This is a genomic window from Vibrio sp. STUT-A11 (assembly GCF_026000435.1).
GTDB lineage: Bacteria > Pseudomonadota > Gammaproteobacteria > Enterobacterales > Vibrionaceae > Vibrio.
Window position 1 is genome coordinate 638,813 of record NZ_AP026764.1, and the last position, 20,433, is coordinate 659,245.

A 20,433-nucleotide genomic window follows, 5' to 3' on the forward strand; every position below is an offset into this window, starting at 1 on the left:
TCTTTTTACTACGACGTCGTTAGTGAAGACTTACTACGGCGACAGCGCTCAGAGCAATAAACCACTTCTGCCCAACTTCGTTGCCATTTTTTGCGCCAGGAAAACGGCCGTTTACAGATAGGGCAGGTTTTCGTCGGTAAATGCGCTTTAAATCCCTTCATACTTTTCCCACTATTTGAAAAGGTACAAGTAATCGCCGTAACCTTGCTGAGCCATTTTATTTACAGGAACAAACTTCATCGCAGCTGAGTTCATGCAGTAACGTAATCCAGTTGGTTTTGGGCCATCGTCAAATACGTGTCCGAGGTGTGAATCACCGAATTTACTGCGAACTTCTGTCCTAGGGTACAATAATTTGTAGTCGGTTTTTTCCACGATGTAGCCGGGATTAATTGGCTTAGTAAAACTAGGCCACCCAGTACCCGACTTGTATTTGTCAGTTGAAGAGAACAGCGGCTCACCTGTGACAATATCGACGTAGATACCCGCCTCTTTATTATCCCAGTATTCGTTTTCAAATGGCTTTTCTGTTCCCTCTTCTTGTGTGACGTAATACTGAATTTCCGTCAGGGTAGATTTAATTTCTGCTTGGGAAGGCTTGCTATAGGCTTTGACCTTCGACAGCAACTTTTTCTCTTCAATAAGCTGATGAAGGGTTTTCGGACGCTCTTTACGATCGTCTCCAAAAACATCATCCAGGTACTGATCTCGCCCCGATGCATAGCGATAATATTTGTACTTCAAACTGCTCTTTTTGTAATAGTCCTGATGATACGTTTCGGCAGGATAAAACTTGTCAAATTTGATTAACTCAGTTTTCAGCGGCTTCGGATAGATCATCGCTTTGTCGATTTCCATCATGAAGTTTTCTGCAACCTGTTTTTGCTGTTCATTGTGATAAAAAATCGCTGGGCGATATTGAGGACCGCGATCAACAAACGAGCCTTTATTGTCGGTCGGATCTATGTGCCTGAAAAAGTAGTCCAGAACTTGCTCGTAGCTCACCACACTCGGATCGTATTTCACCTCGATCACTTCAATATGCCCGCTCTTACCCGAAGACACTTGTTTGTAGGTTGGGTTTTTAACGTGACCGCCGGAGTAGCCAGAAACCACGTCCAATACACCGGTTAGTTGCTCTAAATCTGACTCTGTACACCAAAAGCAGCCACCCGCAAGTGTCGCAATCTCCACTTTTTCTGATGTGTTCGTTTTACTCATCGTATCTGCGCTGCTTATCGTACTGAGTAGTAGGACCAGGACTGATAGTGCGAAAGAGAATCCGATCCTTAACTTAGATAACGTCTTCATAGCATCCTCTATAATTAATTTCTCAACTGTTACGTAAATAGAAAGGTAACAGAGCGAAAAAATTGCACGAATTTTGAAAATTACGTTGTCCTTTTTTCTAACAAAGATAGAGTATCGGCACGAAACATACCTGCTCGTTGATACGAGGGTATTAACGAACGATGCAATATGAGGTAAACCATGCAAGCAGAAGTTAAATGGGTCGAAGATTTTAAATTCCTAGGTCAGTCTCAGTCTGGCCATTCTGTCGTGATGGACGGGAATGGTGGCGCGACAGCTCCAAGCCCAATGGAAATGGTACTAATGGCGGCGGGCGGTTGTAGCTCTGTCGACGTTGTAGATGGCTTAAAATCTGCAGAGCAAAAGGTTGAGTCGGTCAACGCGAAGTTAACCACAGAGCGTCGTGAAACGGCACCGCGTATTTTCACCAAAGTGAATATCCATTTTGAAGTGTCTGGTAAAGATCTGAATCCAGAAATTGTTGCTCAAGTTGCGGCAGATTCCCTCGAAAAATATTGCTCAGTTTGTTTGATGCTTGGAGAAGGCGTTGAGATGACCCATAGCTGGGAAATTGTTTAACCCCGCATAACGCCAAATATCAGAAAACAGGAAGGAGAAAAGCGTCGTCTTTTCTCTTTTTTTATTTCTGAAATCACGTACGGTGAGCGGTGTTTAAAGTAGTAGGGTGTTCCAATGACAGAATTAGAGAAAATGATGTCTGGCCAAGTGTTTAATGGTATGGATGAATCAATCGATGCCATTAGGACGCACGCCACTCATGCATTGCGCGCGTTTAACAACAATACCGATGAAAGTCAGCGTGACGCGTTGCAAAAGCAACTGTTTGGTAAAGCGGGGTTGTGTATTGTTCAAGCTCCGTTTCACTGCGAGTTCGGTAAAACCATTGAAATTGGTGAAGAGACCTTTATCAATATGAATGTGGTTATGCTTGACGGTGCCAAAATTACCATTGGGAATAACGTCCTGATAGGTCCGAGTGCCCAGTTCTATACTGCATCGCATTCATTGGATTACCGCAGTCGCAGAAGCTGGGAAACCTTCTGTAAACCGATCGTTGTCGAAGACGATGTATGGATTGGCGGTAATTCGGTCATCAATCAAGGGGTAACGATTGGTGCTCGTTCCGTCATTGCCGCAAACTCAGTGGTAAACGAGGACGTTCCGCCTGATTGCCTTTATGGCGGCACACCCGCGAAATTGATTCGTCGCTTGAACGAAGAGGGCTAGTTTCAAACCGATCCTCCATCAACACAGTCAGATATGGTCGAAAATTGCGACTAAGTGCAAAATGTTGCATTTGGCGAGGTAAGTATGAGTTATGCACTATATAGTTAGTGTTAGACAAACTGACCAAGCCGGGAGGAAAGAGATGGATTGGTACTTAGCGGTATTAAAAAAATATGCAGTGTTTAACGGGAGGGCAAGACGAAAAGAATATTGGATGTTCTTTTTATTCAACCTTCTGATTACTATTGTTTTAGAAATTATTGACGGCATTTTAGGCACGGCTTTGATTGGCGCTGTTTACGGGCTTGCGGTGTTGATTCCTAGCATTGCGGTTACTGTTCGTCGTTTACATGATATTGGACGTACGGGCTGGTGGGCATTGATAGGGCTGATTCCTATACTTGGTTTGATAGTACTGATTATTTTTGCTGCAACAGAAGGTAACAGAGGCAGAAATGAATATGGCTCCGATCCGAAAGAGACGGATGAAGCATATGCCTAATATGTGTCTCTGAATGTACGTTAACGTATAGAGCCTTATGGTCACGTTAGATTAGTTTGGTTAGCACTGTTGATTTTTAACGCGGTGCTCGCCACCAACAGGAGGTATGGTTCAACCCCTCTCTGAAATGATGTGTGTCACACGTGAAGAGAGCGACACAGTGCAATAAGTGTTTTCCTGTTGGTTTATTTATTTGGACTGCTGTAGCGATCCCAATAGGGCAAATCAGTACCAAGTTTCTCGCTGATATAGTCGATAAATACTCTCACCTTTAACGGCATGTGTTTGCGTTCTGGAAAAACGGCGTAAATGGCGTGCTCTGGTAGGGCGTAGTCTTCCATGACCACCTTTAGATTACCAGCCGCAATGTCTCTTGATGCGATAAAAGTAGGTAGCTGAGCAATTCCTGAACCTCTTAAAAGCAATTGGCGAATCGCTTCGCTGTTGTTGACCACAAAATTTCCTCTAGGAAGTACTTTGTACTCACTGTTGTTGCTGATAAACATCCATTCGACACCGCCACGGAAATAGGAATAGCGCAGGCAGTTATGTGCAACCAAATCACTGGGCTTTTGTGGCGTACCAAACTTAATAAGATAATCTGGGGATGCGCACAGAACGCTTTTACAGGGGGCGAGACGCTTGGCGACCAAATTGGATGAGGCTAATTCGCCAATACGAATCCCTAAATCAAAGCTCTCTTTGACCAAGTCGACCATCTTATCTTCGAGGTTCAAGTCCACTTCAATCTTAGGGTAGCGGGCAAGAAACTCACTGATTAAAGGCGCGATGTGCAACACACCAAATGACATCGGCACGGTGATTTTGAGTCTGCCTTGTGGTGTACCTTGCAATTCAGTAACAGCATCAATCCCTTGTTGAGCGAGATTAACGGCTTGGGACGCGTACTCAAAATAGCGCCTGCCTGCTTCGGTCAAACTTAGCTTGCGGGTGGTTCTATTCAGTAGGCGGATACCCAAGTCGTCTTCGAGTTGATTGATGCGTTTACTCACGGCAGATTTAGTCAAGTTAAGCTGTTTGGCTGCAAGCGAAAAGCTGCCGCACTCTACTACAGCCACAAATACCGGCAGGGAGGCTATCGCATTCACATCAATCTCCTTACATTGTTGATTTCAGGGATACAATTAATTTCCAATTATAGAGATTATCTTCCAGAAGAAAACAATCTAGACTATGTACCCATAAGATTATCGACGACCTTGAATTTTGGGATGAAAAAATGAAGTATGATTGGATTCTGTTTGATGCCGACGAAACCTTGTTTCACTTTGATGCTTTCAAAGGTTTACAGCTGATGTTTTCTCGTAAAGGCGTAGATTTTACAGAGCAGGATTTTACTCACTACCAAACGGTGAATAAGCCATTGTGGGTTGATTATCAAGATGGAAAAGTGACCGCAGATGAGCTGAAACACAAACGGTTTACCGAGTGGGCAGAAAAGCTCAATACGACTACTGCAGAGTTAAACCGTGCATTTTTAGAAGCCATGGCTGATATTTGTAGCCTGCTGCCAGGCGCTAAAGAACTGATGGAAGCACTGCAAGGTAAAGCGAAAATGGGTATCATCACCAATGGCTTCACTGAGTTGCAGGCTATTCGTCTTGAACGCACCGGGATGACCGACTACTTCGAGCAAATCGTGATCTCCGAGCAAGTTGGTGTAGCAAAACCGGACTTAGGCATTTTTGAATATGCCATGCAGCAAATGGGGCAGCCATGTAAAACGCGTGTATTGATGGTAGGTGATAATCTGCATTCAGATATTTTGGGCGGTAATAATTTTGGTATTGAAACCTGTTGGTTGAACACCACCGGCGCAAGTGTGGATGAGCGAATCGCACCCAGCTATACCGTAGAATCATTGAGTGAACTAAAGAATATTTTGATTGCGTAGAGAGTCAATAAATAAGCTTTAATAAACAAGGAATAACCATGTCAGATATCAAGCAGCTCGACAGTAAAATTGTCTATCAAAATAAGTGGATGACGGTTCGTGAAGACAAAATTTTACGTCCCAGTGGTGCGGAAGGCATCTACGGTGTTGTCGACAAACCAGACTGTGCGGCGATCCTTGCTATCGATAGTGGAATAATTCACTTGGTTCAACAGTTTCGTTATACCGTAGGACAGCGTTGCTGGGAAATCCCGCAAGGCGCCTGGGAATCCAGCCCGGATGTTGATCCGCTGGAACTCGCAAAAGGCGAACTGCGGGAAGAAACTGGCATGTTAGCGGGAACAATGGAGTACGTGGGGCCTCAGTTTATTGCTTACGGTTTTCTGAATCAGACTTGCCATGTTTACTTTGCAAGTAACCTTACTGAAGTAGGGAACCAGCTTGATAGCGAAGAAGAAGATCTTATTTCCCGAGCATTCTCTGTCGAAGAGTTCGAGCAGATGATGATAGAGGGAGCAATCAAAGACAGTGTGACGATTGCCGCTTATGGTTTAGCGAAACTTAAGAAATTCATTTAATTCCATACGACTATTGGTTGCTTTTGAATCTATACAGCGGCAAAGCGCCGCTGCATAAATCCGCGTTAACTACTACTCGTCTACTTTCTTACCTAATATTTCCACTTTTGCTTTTTTGGTCACGCCAGCCACTTGCAGTGCAGTACTACCAACTGATTCGTAATTCAGTTCTATCTTATCTAACTTGGCGTCATCTTTTGTTGGTAGACTTAAGTTGCGAGATGACATGCCACTGGTAAGCACGCCCAAGCTGTCGAATGTTTTTTCTTTGCCGTCCTTCATGATGACTTTAATGCTTTTCAGATTCACCGTACCTTGTGTACATTTGATCTTTATGTGACTAAAACGAGCATTAGCAAACGGAGATAGCGGGTTTACTGTGTCTGTCTCCGATTTAAAGCTCACAGTCTTTTCGGCTATCTTGTCCCAATTACCATCACTTGCGACCGATTGAAATGATGCACAGGCCGCTAAAAGGCAGAGTGAGATGGTTTTCAGTAATTTCATATATTTTCCTCGCAATAAACTTAGACGTTTTTTAATTCAATTCGATGGGCACTGTGCTCTCTTCCTGTCAAAAACTGGTGTTATCTTAAAAACAAGACTAACCCAATTTTAACTTGGGCAGATTAAGCCGATTTTCTTATTGTAAATCCATCGCTTAGTGTAGTTCAGGAATCGACATCTCACGACTTAATTTAGCTAGGATATCTAGATTATTCGATGAAGGATCTTGACGATACTTTACTTTTCTTTACGACTACCTGCCTATACGTAACCATCAAATCAAAGTATAAAAATAGTAATGATTACTTAATTCACACCCTCTATGAAACTTAAGAAAAAATGGCTCGCATTATGTGGTGTTCTTCTCGCTGGAGCGGCTGGAGTGTACTTTTTACAGCCCCCAGAAGAACTTTCTTCATACGCCACGGAAACGGTACGTAAAGGAAATATCGAAAAAGCAGTTTTAGCTAATGGCATGCTGCAGGCATCTAAGCTGGTTAATGTCGGTGCGCAGGTCTCTGGACAAATCCAAAGCCTGGCCGTTAGTCTCGGTGACGAAATAAAACAAGGCGATCTGATTGTTCAAATTGACAGTCTGACGCAACAAAATAGCCTCAAAGAGGCACAAGCATCTCTGAACAGTCTGAATGCCCAATACAAAGCAAAGCAGGCCGAAATCAAACAGGCAAACTACGAGTATGTGCGCCAAAAAGGTATGTTAGCGGCGAAAGCGAGCTCCAGAGCTGACTACGAAAGTGCTGAAGCGTCGTTGGCTATCTACAAAGCAGAATTAGCCCAGCTCGACGCGGAAATCGAAAAAGCCAAGATTACGGTAGATAGCGCCAAAGTCGACCTTGGTTAGACGACAATCAACGCACCAATGGATGGCACCGTGGTTTACACTTCGGTTGAAGAAGGACAAACCGTCAACGCCAATCAGACCACGCCAACCATTATCGAATTGGCCAAGCTGGATACGATGACGGTAAAAGCTGAAATTTCTGAAGCGGATGTTATTTTCGTTCATCCCGGTCAAACTGCCGTGTTCACCATTCTTGGTCAGCCTAATCAGCAATATGAAGGGACACTACGTGCCATCGAGCCCGGTCCAACGATCATGGATGGCGATGACAGTGATTTAACCATCTCTGATAGTGACGCCATCTACTACAATGCCGTTTTTGATGTTGATAACCCAGAGGGCATTTTACGTATTGGCATGACAGCTCAAGTCTCGATTGTTCTGGAAGAATCTCAAGATACACTCATTATCCCGGCTCAAGTACTGCAGAAAGCGGGTGGTAAAAATGCTTATACGGTCCCGGTTCTTGAAAACGGTCAAGTGGTGCACAAGCCGGTTAAAGTCGGTATCAATAATAAAGTGAATGTTGAAATTCTTTCTGGCTTGCAGCAAGGCGATCAAGTGGTATTGGGCACAGCAATGGCCGATGGTTCGTCAAGTAGCAGACGCTCTCGACCTCCAATGAGGTTCTAATATGAGTCAAGTTCTATTAAAAGTAGAGGACTTAACCCGAAGCTTTGTATCCGGGGATGAATCACTTACTGTACTTAATCACATTAATTTAGAGATTAAACGCGGTGAGATGGTGGCTATCGTTGGCGCCTCTGGCTCGGGAAAGTCCACGCTGATGAACGTATTGGGCTGTTTGGATCAACCGACGAGTGGCCGCTATTTCATTAATGGTCAAGACGTTTCTACGTTGGAGTCTGATGAGCTGGCTGAGCTAAGGCGAGAATACTTTGGCTTTATTTTTCAACGATACCATTTGCTTAGCGATTTAACGGCAGTGGGTAACGTTGAGGTTCCCGCGGTGTACGCTGGTATCTCTCACCGTCAACGGGAAGAGCGCGCCAAAGCATTACTAACACGGCTAGGTCTTGGAGAGCGTCTTACTCACAAACCAAGCCAATTAAGCGGCGGTCAACAGCAGCGTGTGAGTGTTGCGCGTGCGCTAATGAATGGCGGTGAGGTCATTCTGGCGGATGAACCGACGGGAGCGCTGGACAGCCACAGTGGCGAAGAGATGATGGCATTGCTCAAAGAGCTACATCAGCTTGGTCACACTATTATTCTCGTCACCCATGACATGAATGTGGCGAATTTCGCTGATCGAATTATCGAAATCAAAGATGGTGAGATCATCTCTGATAAGCAAAACGTCAGTGAAAGCAAAAATGCACAGCCACAGGTCAATAAACAACCGCAGCAGGATGCCAGTAAATGGTGGAAGTGGGACAGCTTCGTTGATGCATTGAAAATGGCGCTGCTTGCAATGTCCAGCCATCGAATGCGCACGTTTTTGACTATGTTAGGGATCATCATTGGTATTGCATCCGTTGTATCGGTGGTCGCTCTTGGTAATGGCTCGCAGCAACAGATTTTGTCGAACATTGCTTCTATGGGCACCAACACCATTGATATCAGGCCCGGAACCGGCTTTGGTGACAGACGATCAGGAAGAGTGAGAACGTTGACTGCGGATGATGCGGAGTCGCTCAAGAGCCTGCCATTTGTGGATAGTGTCACGCCTTCAATATCGAACAGTTTGACCGTTCGTTACGCTAACCAAGACGCGTCGGCAACCATTGAAGGAGTAGGCGAAGACTATTTCCGTGTTCGAGGCTATGAGATTGCTCAGGGTCAGTTCTGGGATGAAGACAGTGTTCGCTCTCTGGCGCAAGAAGCGGTGATAGATAACAACACCAGAAAAGAGATGTTCGCTGATCGAAGCCCGATTGGTGAAGTAATTTTCTTGGGGTCATTACCGGTACGAATTGTTGGCGTCACGCAAAAGAAAGACGACGCCTTTGGTAACAGTGAAGCGCTGAAAATCTGGGTTCCTTACACCACGATGTCTGGTCGTATGATGGGACAACGCTACCTTAATGGCATTACCGTCAGAATTGATGAAAATGCCTCCAGCAGCGCCGCCGAGCAAAGTATCATCAGCTTGCTGAAAATGCGCCATGGCACGGAAGATTTCTTTACCATCAACACAGACACAATTCGTCAAAATATCGAGAAGACGACAGCAACAATGACATTACTCATCTCTGCGATTGCAGTGATCTCGCTTATCGTTGGCGGTATCGGAGTGATGAATATCATGTTGGTATCAGTCACCGAACGGACCAAAGAGATTGGTGTACGAATGGCGGTCGGGGCAAGGCAGGCAGATATTCTCAGGCAATTCTTGATTGAAGCCGTACTGGTGTGTTTGTGCGGTGGTGTTACGGGAATTGGTTTGGCGTTTTTGATTGGCTTTGCGTTTAGCTCATCAGGCAGCAGTTTCCAAATGATCTATTCGATGAACTCTATCATTTCGGCATTTATCTGTTCGACTCTGATTGGTATTGCGTTTGGTTTCTTACCTGCGCGCAACGCGGCAAAACTCGATCCAATTGAAGCACTAGCGAGAGACTAACATGACGAACACAACGAAATTCAAAACTCGCTTTCTTGCCGTCGCATTAGGCACCGCCTTGTTAGCTGGCTGTGGCTCGATGATGCGTGCTGATTATCAGGCACCTGAAGTTCAGGTGCCAACCAACTGGCAGCAGGTGTATGTCGCTGGTGATGTCAGTATCGACCCGTGGTGGCTGGCGTTTAATGACCCAAGCCTGAACCAGTACATCAATAAAGTTCTTGAGGAAAATAACGATCTGGAAGTCGCGACACTAACATTGAAAAAGGCTCGTTTACAGTTAGGGTTAGCGAAAGATGACCTGTTCCCGAAGTTCAGCTCATCGACCTCTGCTCAGGTTGAAAAGTGGCTAGGCAGTGGTGAATCAGGTGACAGTTACAGCACCAATTTATCCGTCGGTTATGAGTTGGATTTGTGGGGTAAGGTCTCTGCGGATATCGATGCAGCAAAATGGGCGGCAATGGCGAGCAGAGAAGACCGCGAAGCTACAGCTCAAAGTTTGGTGGCGACAACCGCTTCACTTTATTGGCAAATTGGTTATCTCAAGCAGCGATTGCAACTTGGTCAAAACAACATTGATGATGCCCAGCAAACCCTGAATCTGATTCAACGGCAGTATGAGCTGGGTGCGGTTGATCAGCTTGATGTGTTGGAAGCGACGAGTTCACTGGCAAGCCTGCAAGCGCAGCAGAGTGAGTTCGAACAGAGTTTATTAGAAGCCAATAACGCCTTTGCCATCTTGTTCAATCAACCTCCTCAGAATATGAGTGACACTATTCGCATGTTACCTGAGGAAAGCGTTCCGTCGCTCAATGTAGGTGTTCCTGCCGATTTGTTGATTCGTCGACCTGATGTCAAAGCCGCGATTTATGACGTGAAATCCGCACTGGCAAACAAAGACGCGGCTGATCTGGATTACCTACCTGAGCTGACGTTAACCGGAGCTTTAGGTGGTTCTTCTGAGGCATTAAAAGACTTGCTTTCCAACCCTGTTGGTACGTTAGGCGCAGATATCACGCTGCCATTTCTGCAATGGAACGAAATGAAGAACAACAAAGCGATTGCGGATGTTGAGTATAAAACGGCGATCGTCAATTATCGCCAAGTGTTGTACACCGCATTCCAGGATGTTGAAAATTCACTGTCGGCACGCGAAAAGTTAATGTATCAGTCTGCACGATTGCAAGAGCAATATGATGCGGCCAGTGCTGCTGAGAAGATTTATGCCGCGCGATATCAGTACGGCTCTACTTCGATCATGGACTATTTAGATGCTCAGGAAAACACCAGAAACGCAGAAGCGTCTTTGCTTGAGAATCGATACAATCAATTCATTACTCAGGTAACACTATATCAATCGTTAGGCGGTACGGACTTCGCGCCTGCTGAAATGTAACAGCGTAGCCTTTAATATCTGATTCATTGAGTAAAAATGAAACGCCCCCACTGTTTGGATAGGGGGCATTTTTTAAAAATTATCTACGGACGTCCATTTTCTTCAAGGCGACGTTCGATATCTGTAAGTACTTCTGGCAGTTCAGCAATCGTGTCAATCAAGTAATGCGGTGAACTCTTAATAAATTTCGCGCGTGCTTTCTCACGGGCAGCATCTAACGTTGCTTCGTCTGCGGTTTGATACTCTTCAAATGTAAGACCTGCTTCGTTTCCCGAAAGTAGCAGACCCACCGTCCACATACCTGCGTTATGACCCTCAAAGATACCCGGTGCAGAGTCGTCCACTTTGATACACGCATTTACGTCTGTCACGCCAAGCTCTATAACGTTTTTCAACGCCATAAATGGCGCAGGGCGTCCTCCCTGTGGCAGGTCATCGGTTGCGACTACGTAGTCAGGCTGGTAACCGTAATCTGCCGCAACAGGGATCAGTACGTCCATCACTTCACGCGGATAACCCGAGCAAGACCCGATCTTAATGCCCTTGGCTTTTAGGTTTTTGACTACTTCAATTGCGTTGAGGATAGGCGCAGCGTGATCCGCGACTTTTGCTTTTTGCAGCGGCATAAATGCTGCGTAAATCGCGTCGATGTCTTCGCTGGTCATTGAGCGACCGAACTGCTTGTTCCAGCGTTTATCAACCGTAGGAATACGGCCAACTGCCTGGATGTGGTCCCATTTGCCCAGCCCCATTGGTTCGCGTGCTTCTTCAAGGCGGATATCAAAATCAAACCCTTGCTTAAACGCTTCGACGAAGATGCTGGTAGGTGCAAATGAACCGAAGTCGACGATAGTGCCAGCCCAGTCGAAGATAACTGCTTGAATTGGTGAGTTGTTCATGTTCAATCCTTTTTCTTACTTGCCAAAGCGCTCTTGGTGCTCTGGGTAAATTGGTTTTTCTATTACGAGTAGTGAAAGTCTTTACATACTTTGGCGATGGCTTCTTCAAAGATTGCCAAAGCCTGTGTTAACTGTTCGCGAGTGATGACCAGTGGTGGGCTGAGCTGAATCACATTGCCTTGTGATATCTTGAAGCTCACTCCGTTATTCAGACATTGGTACAACACGGCTTCTGCTTCATCAAATGCGCGCTGTTTGGTTTTGTGGTCCGTAACCAGTTCCACCCCCCACAGCATGCCGATGCCGCGAATGTCACCAATCAGTGGGTACTTAGCTTTCATCTCGAATAACTTTTCGCGCATGAATTGGCCGTCGGCTTTCGCTTTATCAAGCAGGCTTTCTTGTTCAATGACTTCCATGGTCGCCAGTGCTGCGGCACAACCGATAGGGCTTTTCTCATGGGTGTAGTGCCCCATCGAAACTTGCTCGGCAGTGTTGTATTTATCTTTGGTGACCATGGCCGCGATGGGCACTAAACCTCCGCCTAAACCTTTACCGATACACAGAATATCTGGCTCGATATCGTAAGCTTGGTAAGTGAACCATTCGCCACTGCGACCCATGCCGTTGGGAATGTCGTCAATGATCAGCATGACATTGTGTTTGTCACAAATTTCCCGAATGCGTTTCCAGTAGGCTTTACTTGGTACTTGAACATCGGTATTTCGCACTGCTTCCGCAATGAATGCACCAACGCCGCCTTCTTTCTCGATCACATACTCAAGGTAGTCGGCGTAATGCACATCACCGCCATCTGGTGAGGGAAGGGCTCCCCGGTAACAAACCGCTGGTGGAATACGTTCCACGCCAGCCATCAATGGCCCCATACCGTGACGAAAACAGGCTTCACCACCTACTGAAATTGCATCTAAGGACGCACCATGGAAAGAATCCCACAGTGACACCACTTTGTAGTTACCCGTTATATGACGAGCCAGTTTCAGTGCCATGCCTACTGCCGATGTCCCGCCCGGTGCGAACAGAACTCGGTTTAACTCTCCACCACAGATTTGCGTCAGCTTTTCTGCGCACTCAATGGCGGTCTGGTTGGTAAAACGGCGAGGTGAAAATGGCAACTTAGCGATTTGCTCCTGCACCCGCTTAATGACGTGCGGATGTCCATAACCAAGCTGGTGGACATTGTTACCATGAAAATCCATATACTTTTTGCCGTTCGTATCCTGGATGTAGATGCCTTCTGCAGCCTCTAATGCATCGAGACACGGCGTCGACATAGCTTGATGCAGAAAGACATCGGAATCACGCTTCAGTAATGCTTGCGTGCGTTCGTCATCCATCGACGCATTCCACGCTTGACGAGCGGGCGTTGTATTGACGTCGCCTTCGCTACGGAAATGCGTTGGTTTTACATTCTGATTCATTGTGATTTATCTCAGTTCGTCAACTCTTGCTCTGGTTGGTTTTGCCAGTACATCGCGTTTTTCACCGCCCCGATCAGACGCTCTATGTCAGCTGGATATACTTCACCGATGTTGCCAATGCGGAAACAATCTGCGTTTGATACTTTGCCCGGATAAATTACGAAGCCTTGTTCTTTCAAACGCGTGTAGAACGTTTTGAACTGGTAATCGCTGTGCGCTGGTGAGTAGAACGAAGTGATGACAGGTGAATGTAGTTCGTCATCGAGTAGTGGTTCGAAGCCAAGTGAACGCATACCTGCTACCAGCGTTTTCTGGTTGGTTTGGTAACGCTGATGGCGTGCTTCTACTCCGCCTTCCTGTTCTAGTTCTAGCAATGCTTGATAGAAAGCTCGTACAGTGTGAGTCGGAGACGTAAAACGCCATTTACCGTGGTTGACTTCCATGCAGTGCCATTGGTCATAAAGGTCGAGGCTGAGTGAACGTGCCTGGCCTTGGCATTTTTCAAGCTCGCTCTGCTTTGCAATCACAAAACCGAAGCCCGGAACACCTTGAATACACTTGTTCGCTGAGCTGATCATAAAGTCGATACCAAGATCGGCGATATCCATTGGAATGCCACCAAAGCTCGACATCGCATCGAGAATGACGACTTTACCGTATGCTTTCGCGACCGATGAAAAATCGGCAATCGGGTTGAGCATGCCAGTGGTTGTCTCGCAGTGAACAATCGCCACGTGCGTGATAGTCGGATCCGATGCCAATGCAGTTTCCACCTCGTTCAAGTGTGGCTGTGATGTTTCGCCAGGGGAAACCACATGGCATGGAATATTCAGATATTCGGCGATTTGAGCGATACGCGCACCGTATGCGCCGTTATCTACAACCAACAACTTTCCATCTTTGCCAATTGCGCTACCGATGGTTGCCTCTACTGAAGCTGTTCCGCTCCCTTGCATTAATACGCTGGTGTAGCCGTCTTTTTTTGTTGCCAGCTTAACCAGCTTAGTGCGGATCACCTCTACGATATCTTTATTGTAGTCATCGTCCCATGTGCACCAGTCTTTCAACATTGCTTCACGCACGCCTTCAGAGGTGGATAACGGGCCAGGGGTCAGTAGCAGGTATTCGTTTTTCATTTCTCTTTCCGTCAGAATTAAATTGCTGGTCTACACCAGGGCATGAAGTTTACTTTAGCAGGTGAGAAAAAGGTACGTAAATAGTCGATTGATGAATTTCATAAAACTTTAATATGCCAAATTTAATGGTTAAAAGAAGGCTAATTTGAAGAAAGTTTTCGTAAAACTGCCATTTAACGATCATGAATTCGTCACATTGGGTCAGTAGGGTAATTATCGTCAACTGGTACAGACCAAAATGAATACTTAGCCAAATTAACTGGAGAAAATGATGAAAAACCGTTTGATGAAAGGATCGCTGGCTGCGCTTGTATCTCTGCTAGCTACGAATGCAATGGCTGCACAGGAAGTGACGGTTTACACCGCTTTCGAAACTGACATTCTTGCTAAATACAAGTCTGCGTTTGAGAAAGATAACCCAGATATCAAGATTAAGTGGGTTCGCGACTCAACAGGTATCATGACGGCGAAATTGCTGGCAGAAAAGAATAATCCTCAGGCAGAAGTCGTGTGGGGTCTTGCTGGATCGTCAATGGCACTACTGAAAGAAGAAGGCCTGTTAAAGGCTTACCAACCTGCAGGCTTGGCGGATCTTCATGCAAATCTAAATGACCCACAATCAAATCAAGCGTGGTTCGGTAACGATGCGTTTTTTAACGCAGTTTGTTTCAACGAAGCGGTTGCCAAACAACTTAACCTACCTAAGCCAACGTCTTGGGAAGACCTCACTAAGCCAGTTTATAAAGGTCACATTGCCATGCCGAACCCTGCATCTTCTGGCACAGGCTACATGCAGGTTTCTGCTTGGCTACAAAACATGGGTGAAGATCAGGCATGGAACTACATGCGTGACCTAGACAAAAACATTGCTCACTACACACACTCTGGTTCTAAGCCATGTGTTCAGGCGGGTATGGGCGAAGTGGCTATCGGTATCTCTATGGCAAGCCGTGGTGCGAAGCTGAAAACTCAAGGCGCACCTTTGTCAGTGATCACTCCGAAAGGCATCGGTTGGGAATCAGAAGCGGTTGGTTTGGTTAAAGAGTCAGATGCCGCGAAGCGCGTGGTTGACTGGTCCATTTCGAAAGCAGCCAATGAGCTCTACGTAGAAATGTACCCGGTTGTCGCTCACAAAGACGTGAAAGCGACGGTGTCTAATTTCCCGAATGTTCAGGAAAATATGGCGAAGATGGACTTTGCGCAAATGGGCAGTAAACGTGCAGAAATTCTAGCGACATGGTCTGAGAAGTTTGACGCGAAATCAGAGCCAAAATCGTAACATTCTGCGCATATAGGATTTTACTGGGGAGAGCGGTTGCTCTCCCTTTTTGCATCTTGTGCAAAGTAAAGGCACATTAATGGCCAGATACTAGCCCAGAAAACAGGGCGGATGTTTTTATAAATCCGACATCCCGTATTTTAAGATGAGCCTCGATTTTGGCGTTTAAAGTCGAGAGTGTTCATCTATTTGTCATCTTCTGGCTATAAATTTGTCATTGGAACGTAACACTCCAAAACTAGAATTGGTATATACCATCTGGAGAGTATGTTATGTCAACTAACCAACCTTATCTGAATATTGAAAGTGTAGTGAAACAATTTGGACAATTCACGGCATTAAAGCAAATTTCGCTGGCGATCAAAAAGGGCGAGTTCGTCTGTTTCTTAGGCCCATCAGGCTGCGGTAAAACAACCTTGTTACGTGCCATCGCTGGTTTAGATTTACCAACGTCTGGTGCGATTTTTCAAAACGGTCAAGAGACGACATTTCTACCACCGGAAAAGCGTGACTTCGGTATCGTGTTCCAGTCTTACGCACTGTTCCCTAATCTGACTGTACAAGAAAACATAGCGATTGGTTTGAAGAACCAAGGCATGTCGACTAAAGACGCCCTGGAGAAAGTTGATCAGTGGCTTGAAACGATAGGTTTACCAACGTCGGGCCAGAAGTTCCCTAACCAATTGTCGGGTGGTCAGCAGCAGCGTGTTGCGTTGGCGCGAGCGCTTGCTTTATCTCCTGGTCTGCTGCTGCTTGATGAGCCTTTATCTGCACTGGATGCGAAAGTGCGTATTCACTTACGTGATGAAATTTGTAAGCTGCAACGCAAACTGGGCATTACCACCATTATGGTGACCCATGATCAGGATGAAGCGCTGTCGATGGCAGACCGAATTGTCGTAATGAATCATGGTGTGATTGAGCAGGTGGGCACGCCGCAAGAGATTTATCAAAAACCAGCGACGCGTTTTGTGGCTGAGTTTGTCGGCAGTATGAACTTTATTCAGACCTCAGCCGTGACTGAGTCTCAGGTACGTATTGCAGAAACTCTTTTGCCAACACCGAGATTAACTAACCGTGAGATTCAACGTGGTGATCGCTTTGACTTGGCCGTTCGTCCAGAGAACATCAAGTTTGTGGAAAACTACCGCGACTCGCTTCCGGTTCGCATTACGGAAACCGAGTTTTTGGGGGCGTTTTTCCGAGTAGATTGCCAACTGCAAAACGACGGCCTGGCGAAGCCAATCGTTGTTGATGTACCAGTGGAAACCGTGCAAAAGCTCAATATTCGTGTCGGTGATGTTCGCTATATCCAGTTCTTGGAAACCGGCTTACACGGCTATGCCTCTCCTTCTACGGGGAAAGCCTTCAAAAAAGCGTTGGCGGCGTAGGTACAGCATGAATGCAAAGACAATGACGATGAATAGCCTGACTACTCAAGACAAAGCGAAATCAATGGCGGGACGCATTAGTCGCGACAACCTCGTGCTGTTTGGATTGTTAGCGGCTCTCTCGACGATGATGATCGTGTTCATCTTGATGCCACTGTGGGCGATGCTGACTAAAAGTGTGCACAACAGCGATGGTGAATTCGTCGGATTAGCTAATTTTGCGACTTACTTTTCTTCCTCAAGCTTGTGGGCTTCCGTTGGCAACACTTTTACTTTAGGTCTTGTTGTGACGACGGTAGTCGGCATTCTGGCTTTTGGTTACGCTTACGCTCTTACACGATCATGTATGCCGTTTAAAGGCTTGTTTCAAATCTTAGGCACCGCCCCGATTCTTGCCCCTTCGCTCCTACCTGCAATCAGTTTGATCTTTCTGTTTGGCAATCAAGGGGTAGCGAAAGAGCTACTTAGTGGCCACTCAGTATATGGTGTTATCGGTATCTCAATGGGTTTGATTTTTTGGACTTTCCCACATGCTTTGATGATCTTAACCACGTCTCTGCGCACTTCGGATGCACGATTGTATGAAGCGGCCCGAGCCTTGAAAACCTCTCCGATGAAAACCTTCTTTATGGTGACGTTACCTGCGGCGAAATATGGCTTGATCAGCACTCTAATCGTTGTGTTCACTTTGGTCATTACCGATTTTGGTGTGCCGAAAGTGATTGGCGGCAGCTACAACGTTCTGGCGACAGACATCTTCAAACAAGTGGTGGGTCAGCAGAATTTCGCCATGGGGGCAGTGACCAGTATTATGCTGCTGTTTCCTGCAGTCATGGCGTTTGGCGCGGATCGCTGGGTACAGAAAAAGCAAAAAAGCTTGTTTGATACGCGTTCTGTGCCTTATCAACCGGAACCAAGCAAAACACGTGATGGTCTATGTTTTTTATATTGCTCTCTGATTTCTGTTGCTGTACTCGCCGTGCTTGGCATGGCGGTTTATGGTTCCTTAGTACCGTTTTGGCCATGGAATAAAGCTCTGACGCTGAATAACTACAATTTTGCCGAGATGAGTACTTACGGTTGGAGCCCGTTCTTTAACTCTCTCATTTTGGCGGGTTGGACAGCGGTGATTGGTACCGCTGTCATTTTTGTCGGTGCTTACAGCATTGAGAAAGGGCGTGCTTTTGGTCCAGTTCGTCAGGCGATGCAGATGCTGAGTGTCGTGCCAATGGCGGTGCCAGGAATGGTTCTGGGTTTGGGCTATATCTTTTACTTCAACGATGTGAACAACCCATTGAATGTACTTTATGGCACCATGGCATTTCTGGTCATTAATACTGTGGTGCACTATTACACCGTCGGGCATATGACAGCCTTAACGGCTCTTAAACAACTGCCTTCAGAAGTAGAAGCGACGGCTGCGTCGGTAAAACTGCCTCAGTATAAGTTGTTCTTCAAAGTGACGTTGCCAGTTTGTATGCCTGCCGTTCTGGACATTGCAACCTACTTGTTTGTTAATGCATTGACCACCACTTCTGCGGTAGTATTCCTATACTCAACCGATACGATTCCTGCTTCGGTATCGATTCTGAATATGGATGATGCTGGCCAAACTGGTGCGGCTGCTGCGATGGCCGTAATGGTCATGATTGCAGCGGCGATTGCAAAAATCGTACAGATGACGTTGGGTAAGTGGTTAGAAAGTCGCACACAGGCTTGGCGTAAAAGATAAGGACCCCTCGTGCAGTACGTAAAAATTAAAGATTCGATTGTTGAACAGATTGAAGCGGGCATGCTTTCGCCGCGTCAAAAACTGCCTGCGGAACGCAAGCTGGCGGAGTCGTTCGACACAACACGAGTTACCTTACGCGAAGCGTTGTCGTTATTGGAAGCCGAAGGGCGAATTTATCGTGAAGATCGCAGAGGCTGGTTTATTTCACCTGAGCCACTACGCTACGATCCAACCCAAACGCTTAATTTTCCAAACATGGCGAAAGCGCAAAATCGCGTCCCAAAAACGGAGCTGATTGCGGCAAAAGGTACGTTGGCCAATAAACAATCTGCACGTTTGTTACAACTGCAGCCTTTCTCAGATGTTTATCGAGTAGACCGTATTCGATATCTTGAAGACAGACCCGTGGTGTATGTGACCAATTATATTCGCCCGGAGCTGTTCCCCAATTTGTTGAGTTTCGACCTGACTAATTCGCTTACCGACATTTATCGTGAGCACTTTGGTGTGGTGTATCAAAAAACGCGTTATCGAATTTCTACCAGCACACTTCTTGGTGAAGTCGCGCAAGCGTTAAGAGCGACATCAGGTACTCCTGCTATGGTTGTTGAGCGTACTAATTATAACCAGCATGGCGAGTTGATCGACTGCGATATTGAGTATTGGCGCCATGACGCCATCAGTATTGAGTCCATTGCAGAGCTCAATCACTAACGTTCGCTTACGTCATATTTCAAAGGCTCCATCTTGGGGCCTTAGTTTTATCCAATCAGGGAACATGAAAGCTTGCTTATCGGTATATGGCAATGACAGCTTGTCGCGATAGGGGGATACCTCACTCCTATGAATCGGTGTTGGACTGATACTTTGCCGGTTAACCTTGATCTTTATTTGGCAACGATTCCTTATATGTAATTACTTATAGTTATAAATGGATAATAAACTATTTTGAGTTGTAGCACGCCTATATTGCAAGTTGAGGTAACGTTCAGATCGCGTTGAAATTTTTACCCAACATAAAGTAAGCCAGCATAGGCAACTTTTTCTTCGGCTAATTCAATGCAATTGCACGTAGTGAAATTAAATCTGACCTATTTTGTTCTAAGTACGTATGTTTAATGGGACGGGTAGCAATCTACCCGATATTAAAGGTAAGTGAGGAGAGGTATATGAAACGCTTAGTTACTTTAGCAAGCATTATCGCTTTTACTGCTGCACCTACTTTAGTTTTCGCAGGTGGGTATGAATGGACGTACGATAGGGAAACAGTTCTGGGTGATGTAGTAGCAAATAAAGACATGGCTCACAATATGGGTCGTGAATTGATGGAAGACTACCAGAATATGACTTCCGGCGAGTTACGTGACGAGTTCACTAGTAAAGCTAAATACGTTGACCGAAAATCAGTTTCTATTACTGAATCGTCCGTAACTATCGAGGAACTTTTACAATCCAACGGTCAGGTCGGATACCAACCAATATTGAATTTAGAAGTTTCGTACCGTATGCGTGAAGGTAGATTCTAACGTATCCTTTAAAACCAGCTAATAGGATTAGATTGACGTGGTAATCTGTTCTGTCTTATCGGGGGATTGTATCCACCACTTTCCTACCCTTATAAACATTTAACTTGCTTACTAGTCTAAGCAAG

At 45.8% G+C, this 20,433-nt stretch carries 19 protein-coding genes and 1 pseudogene; 13 read left to right on the top strand and 7 right to left on the bottom strand.

All coding sequences use genetic code 11. The annotated features are described in order from the left end of the window. Nucleotides 1-8: 8 nt before the first annotated feature. On the bottom strand, nucleotides 9-161 hold the full coding sequence (locus OO774_RS18465; protein WP_176292332.1) for a DUF2256 domain-containing protein: 153 nt from the start codon (nucleotides 159-161) through the stop codon (nucleotides 9-11). Nucleotides 162-171: 10 nt separating this feature from the next. Beyond that, the gene (msrB, locus tag OO774_RS18470; protein WP_264908202.1) at nucleotides 172-1,311 is read right to left on the bottom strand and encodes a peptide-methionine (R)-S-oxide reductase MsrB; all 1,140 of its coding nucleotides are present in this window, start codon (nucleotides 1,309-1,311) and stop codon (nucleotides 172-174) included. Between the two features lie 180 nt (nucleotides 1,312-1,491). On the opposite strand from msrB, the gene OO774_RS18475 reads away from it, so the two are divergent. The 3 genes from OO774_RS18475 (at nucleotide 1,492) to OO774_RS18485 (ending at nucleotide 3,061) form a co-directional block, all read left to right on the top strand. Further along, nucleotides 1,492-1,890: an OsmC family protein gene (locus OO774_RS18475; protein ID WP_065297924.1), complete on the top strand. Its 399-nt coding sequence runs from the start codon at nucleotides 1,492-1,494 to the stop codon at nucleotides 1,888-1,890. 114 nt (nucleotides 1,891-2,004) lie between these two features. Next, nucleotides 2,005-2,559: a sugar O-acetyltransferase gene (locus OO774_RS18480; protein ID WP_264908205.1), complete on the top strand. Its 555-nt coding sequence runs from the start codon at nucleotides 2,005-2,007 to the stop codon at nucleotides 2,557-2,559. Nucleotides 2,560-2,701: 142 nt separating this feature from the next. Further along, nucleotides 2,702-3,061, top strand: a complete 360-nt coding sequence (locus OO774_RS18485) for a DUF805 domain-containing protein (RefSeq protein ID WP_264908207.1) — start codon at nucleotides 2,702-2,704, stop codon at nucleotides 3,059-3,061. Between the two features lie 185 nt (nucleotides 3,062-3,246). On the opposite strand, the gene OO774_RS18490 is transcribed toward OO774_RS18485, so the two are convergent. Beyond that, on the bottom strand, nucleotides 3,247-4,170 hold the full coding sequence (locus OO774_RS18490) for a LysR family transcriptional regulator (RefSeq protein WP_264908209.1): 924 nt from the start codon (nucleotides 4,168-4,170) through the stop codon (nucleotides 3,247-3,249). A gap of 131 nt (nucleotides 4,171-4,301) precedes the next feature. Here OO774_RS18490 and yjjG point away from each other — a divergent pair, with 131 nt between their 5' ends. Both yjjG and OO774_RS18500 read left to right on the top strand, forming a co-directional pair. Beyond that, nucleotides 4,302-4,976 (top strand): pyrimidine 5'-nucleotidase, encoded by a 675-nt coding sequence (yjjG, locus tag OO774_RS18495; RefSeq protein ID WP_264908210.1) that lies wholly within the window; start codon nucleotides 4,302-4,304, stop codon nucleotides 4,974-4,976. 38 nt (nucleotides 4,977-5,014) lie between these two features. Beyond that, nucleotides 5,015-5,554: an NUDIX hydrolase gene (locus OO774_RS18500; RefSeq protein ID WP_264908212.1), complete on the top strand. Its 540-nt coding sequence runs from the start codon at nucleotides 5,015-5,017 to the stop codon at nucleotides 5,552-5,554. Nucleotides 5,555-5,626: 72 nt separating this feature from the next. Here the strand turns inward: OO774_RS18500 and OO774_RS18505 are convergent, their stop codons facing one another. Continuing rightward, the gene (locus OO774_RS18505; protein WP_264908214.1) at nucleotides 5,627-6,061 is read right to left on the bottom strand and encodes a hypothetical protein; all 435 of its coding nucleotides are present in this window, start codon (nucleotides 6,059-6,061) and stop codon (nucleotides 5,627-5,629) included. 322 nt (nucleotides 6,062-6,383) lie between these two features. On the opposite strand from OO774_RS18505, the pseudogene OO774_RS18510 reads away from it, so the two are divergent. The 3 genes and pseudogenes from OO774_RS18510 to OO774_RS18520 all read left to right on the top strand — a co-directional run bounded on the left by OO774_RS18510 (nucleotide 6,384) and on the right by OO774_RS18520 (nucleotide 10,903). Then, a pseudogene (locus OO774_RS18510) lies at nucleotides 6,384-7,556 on the top strand (efflux RND transporter periplasmic adaptor subunit). Nucleotide 7,557: 1 nt separating this feature from the next. Then, nucleotides 7,558-9,507, top strand: a complete 1,950-nt coding sequence (locus tag OO774_RS18515; protein ID WP_264908216.1) for a MacB family efflux pump subunit — start codon at nucleotides 7,558-7,560, stop codon at nucleotides 9,505-9,507. A 1-nt stretch (nucleotide 9,508) separates the two neighbouring features. Continuing rightward, the gene (locus OO774_RS18520) at nucleotides 9,509-10,903 is read left to right on the top strand and encodes an efflux transporter outer membrane subunit (protein WP_264908218.1); all 1,395 of its coding nucleotides are present in this window, start codon (nucleotides 9,509-9,511) and stop codon (nucleotides 10,901-10,903) included. A gap of 83 nt (nucleotides 10,904-10,986) precedes the next feature. On the opposite strand, the gene phnX is transcribed toward OO774_RS18520, so the two are convergent. The 3 genes from phnX to phnW form a co-directional block, all read right to left on the bottom strand. Continuing rightward, nucleotides 10,987-11,802: a phosphonoacetaldehyde hydrolase gene (phnX, locus tag OO774_RS18525; RefSeq protein WP_264908220.1), complete on the bottom strand. Its 816-nt coding sequence runs from the start codon at nucleotides 11,800-11,802 to the stop codon at nucleotides 10,987-10,989. Nucleotides 11,803-11,864: 62 nt separating this feature from the next. Beyond that, a complete protein-coding gene (locus OO774_RS18530; RefSeq protein WP_264908222.1) occupies nucleotides 11,865-13,244 on the bottom strand; it encodes an aspartate aminotransferase family protein in 1,380 nt (459 codons plus the stop codon). 11 nt (nucleotides 13,245-13,255) lie between these two features. Next, complete coding sequence (gene phnW, locus OO774_RS18535; RefSeq protein WP_264908223.1) at nucleotides 13,256-14,380, bottom strand: 2-aminoethylphosphonate--pyruvate transaminase; 1,125 nt, start codon at nucleotides 14,378-14,380, stop codon at nucleotides 13,256-13,258. 268 nt (nucleotides 14,381-14,648) lie between these two features. On the opposite strand from phnW, the gene OO774_RS18540 reads away from it, so the two are divergent. From OO774_RS18540 to OO774_RS18560, 5 genes are all read left to right on the top strand, one after another. Beyond that, complete coding sequence (locus OO774_RS18540; protein WP_155760043.1) at nucleotides 14,649-15,659, top strand: putative 2-aminoethylphosphonate ABC transporter substrate-binding protein; 1,011 nt, start codon at nucleotides 14,649-14,651, stop codon at nucleotides 15,657-15,659. Nucleotides 15,660-15,931: 272 nt separating this feature from the next. Beyond that, a complete protein-coding gene (locus tag OO774_RS18545; RefSeq protein ID WP_264908226.1) occupies nucleotides 15,932-17,050 on the top strand; it encodes a putative 2-aminoethylphosphonate ABC transporter ATP-binding protein in 1,119 nt (372 codons plus the stop codon). Nucleotides 17,051-17,057: 7 nt separating this feature from the next. Further along, the gene (locus OO774_RS18550; protein ID WP_264908228.1) at nucleotides 17,058-18,782 is read left to right on the top strand and encodes a putative 2-aminoethylphosphonate ABC transporter permease subunit; all 1,725 of its coding nucleotides are present in this window, start codon (nucleotides 17,058-17,060) and stop codon (nucleotides 18,780-18,782) included. A 9-nt stretch (nucleotides 18,783-18,791) separates the two neighbouring features. Beyond that, nucleotides 18,792-19,496 (top strand): phosphonate utilization transcriptional regulator PhnR, encoded by a 705-nt coding sequence (phnR, locus tag OO774_RS18555; protein ID WP_264908230.1) that lies wholly within the window; start codon nucleotides 18,792-18,794, stop codon nucleotides 19,494-19,496. A 455-nt stretch (nucleotides 19,497-19,951) separates the two neighbouring features. Continuing rightward, nucleotides 19,952-20,308, top strand: coding sequence for a DUF3316 domain-containing protein (locus OO774_RS18560; RefSeq protein WP_264908232.1), 357 nt, complete (start codon nucleotides 19,952-19,954; stop codon nucleotides 20,306-20,308). The last annotated feature ends 125 nt before the right edge of the window (nucleotides 20,309-20,433 follow it).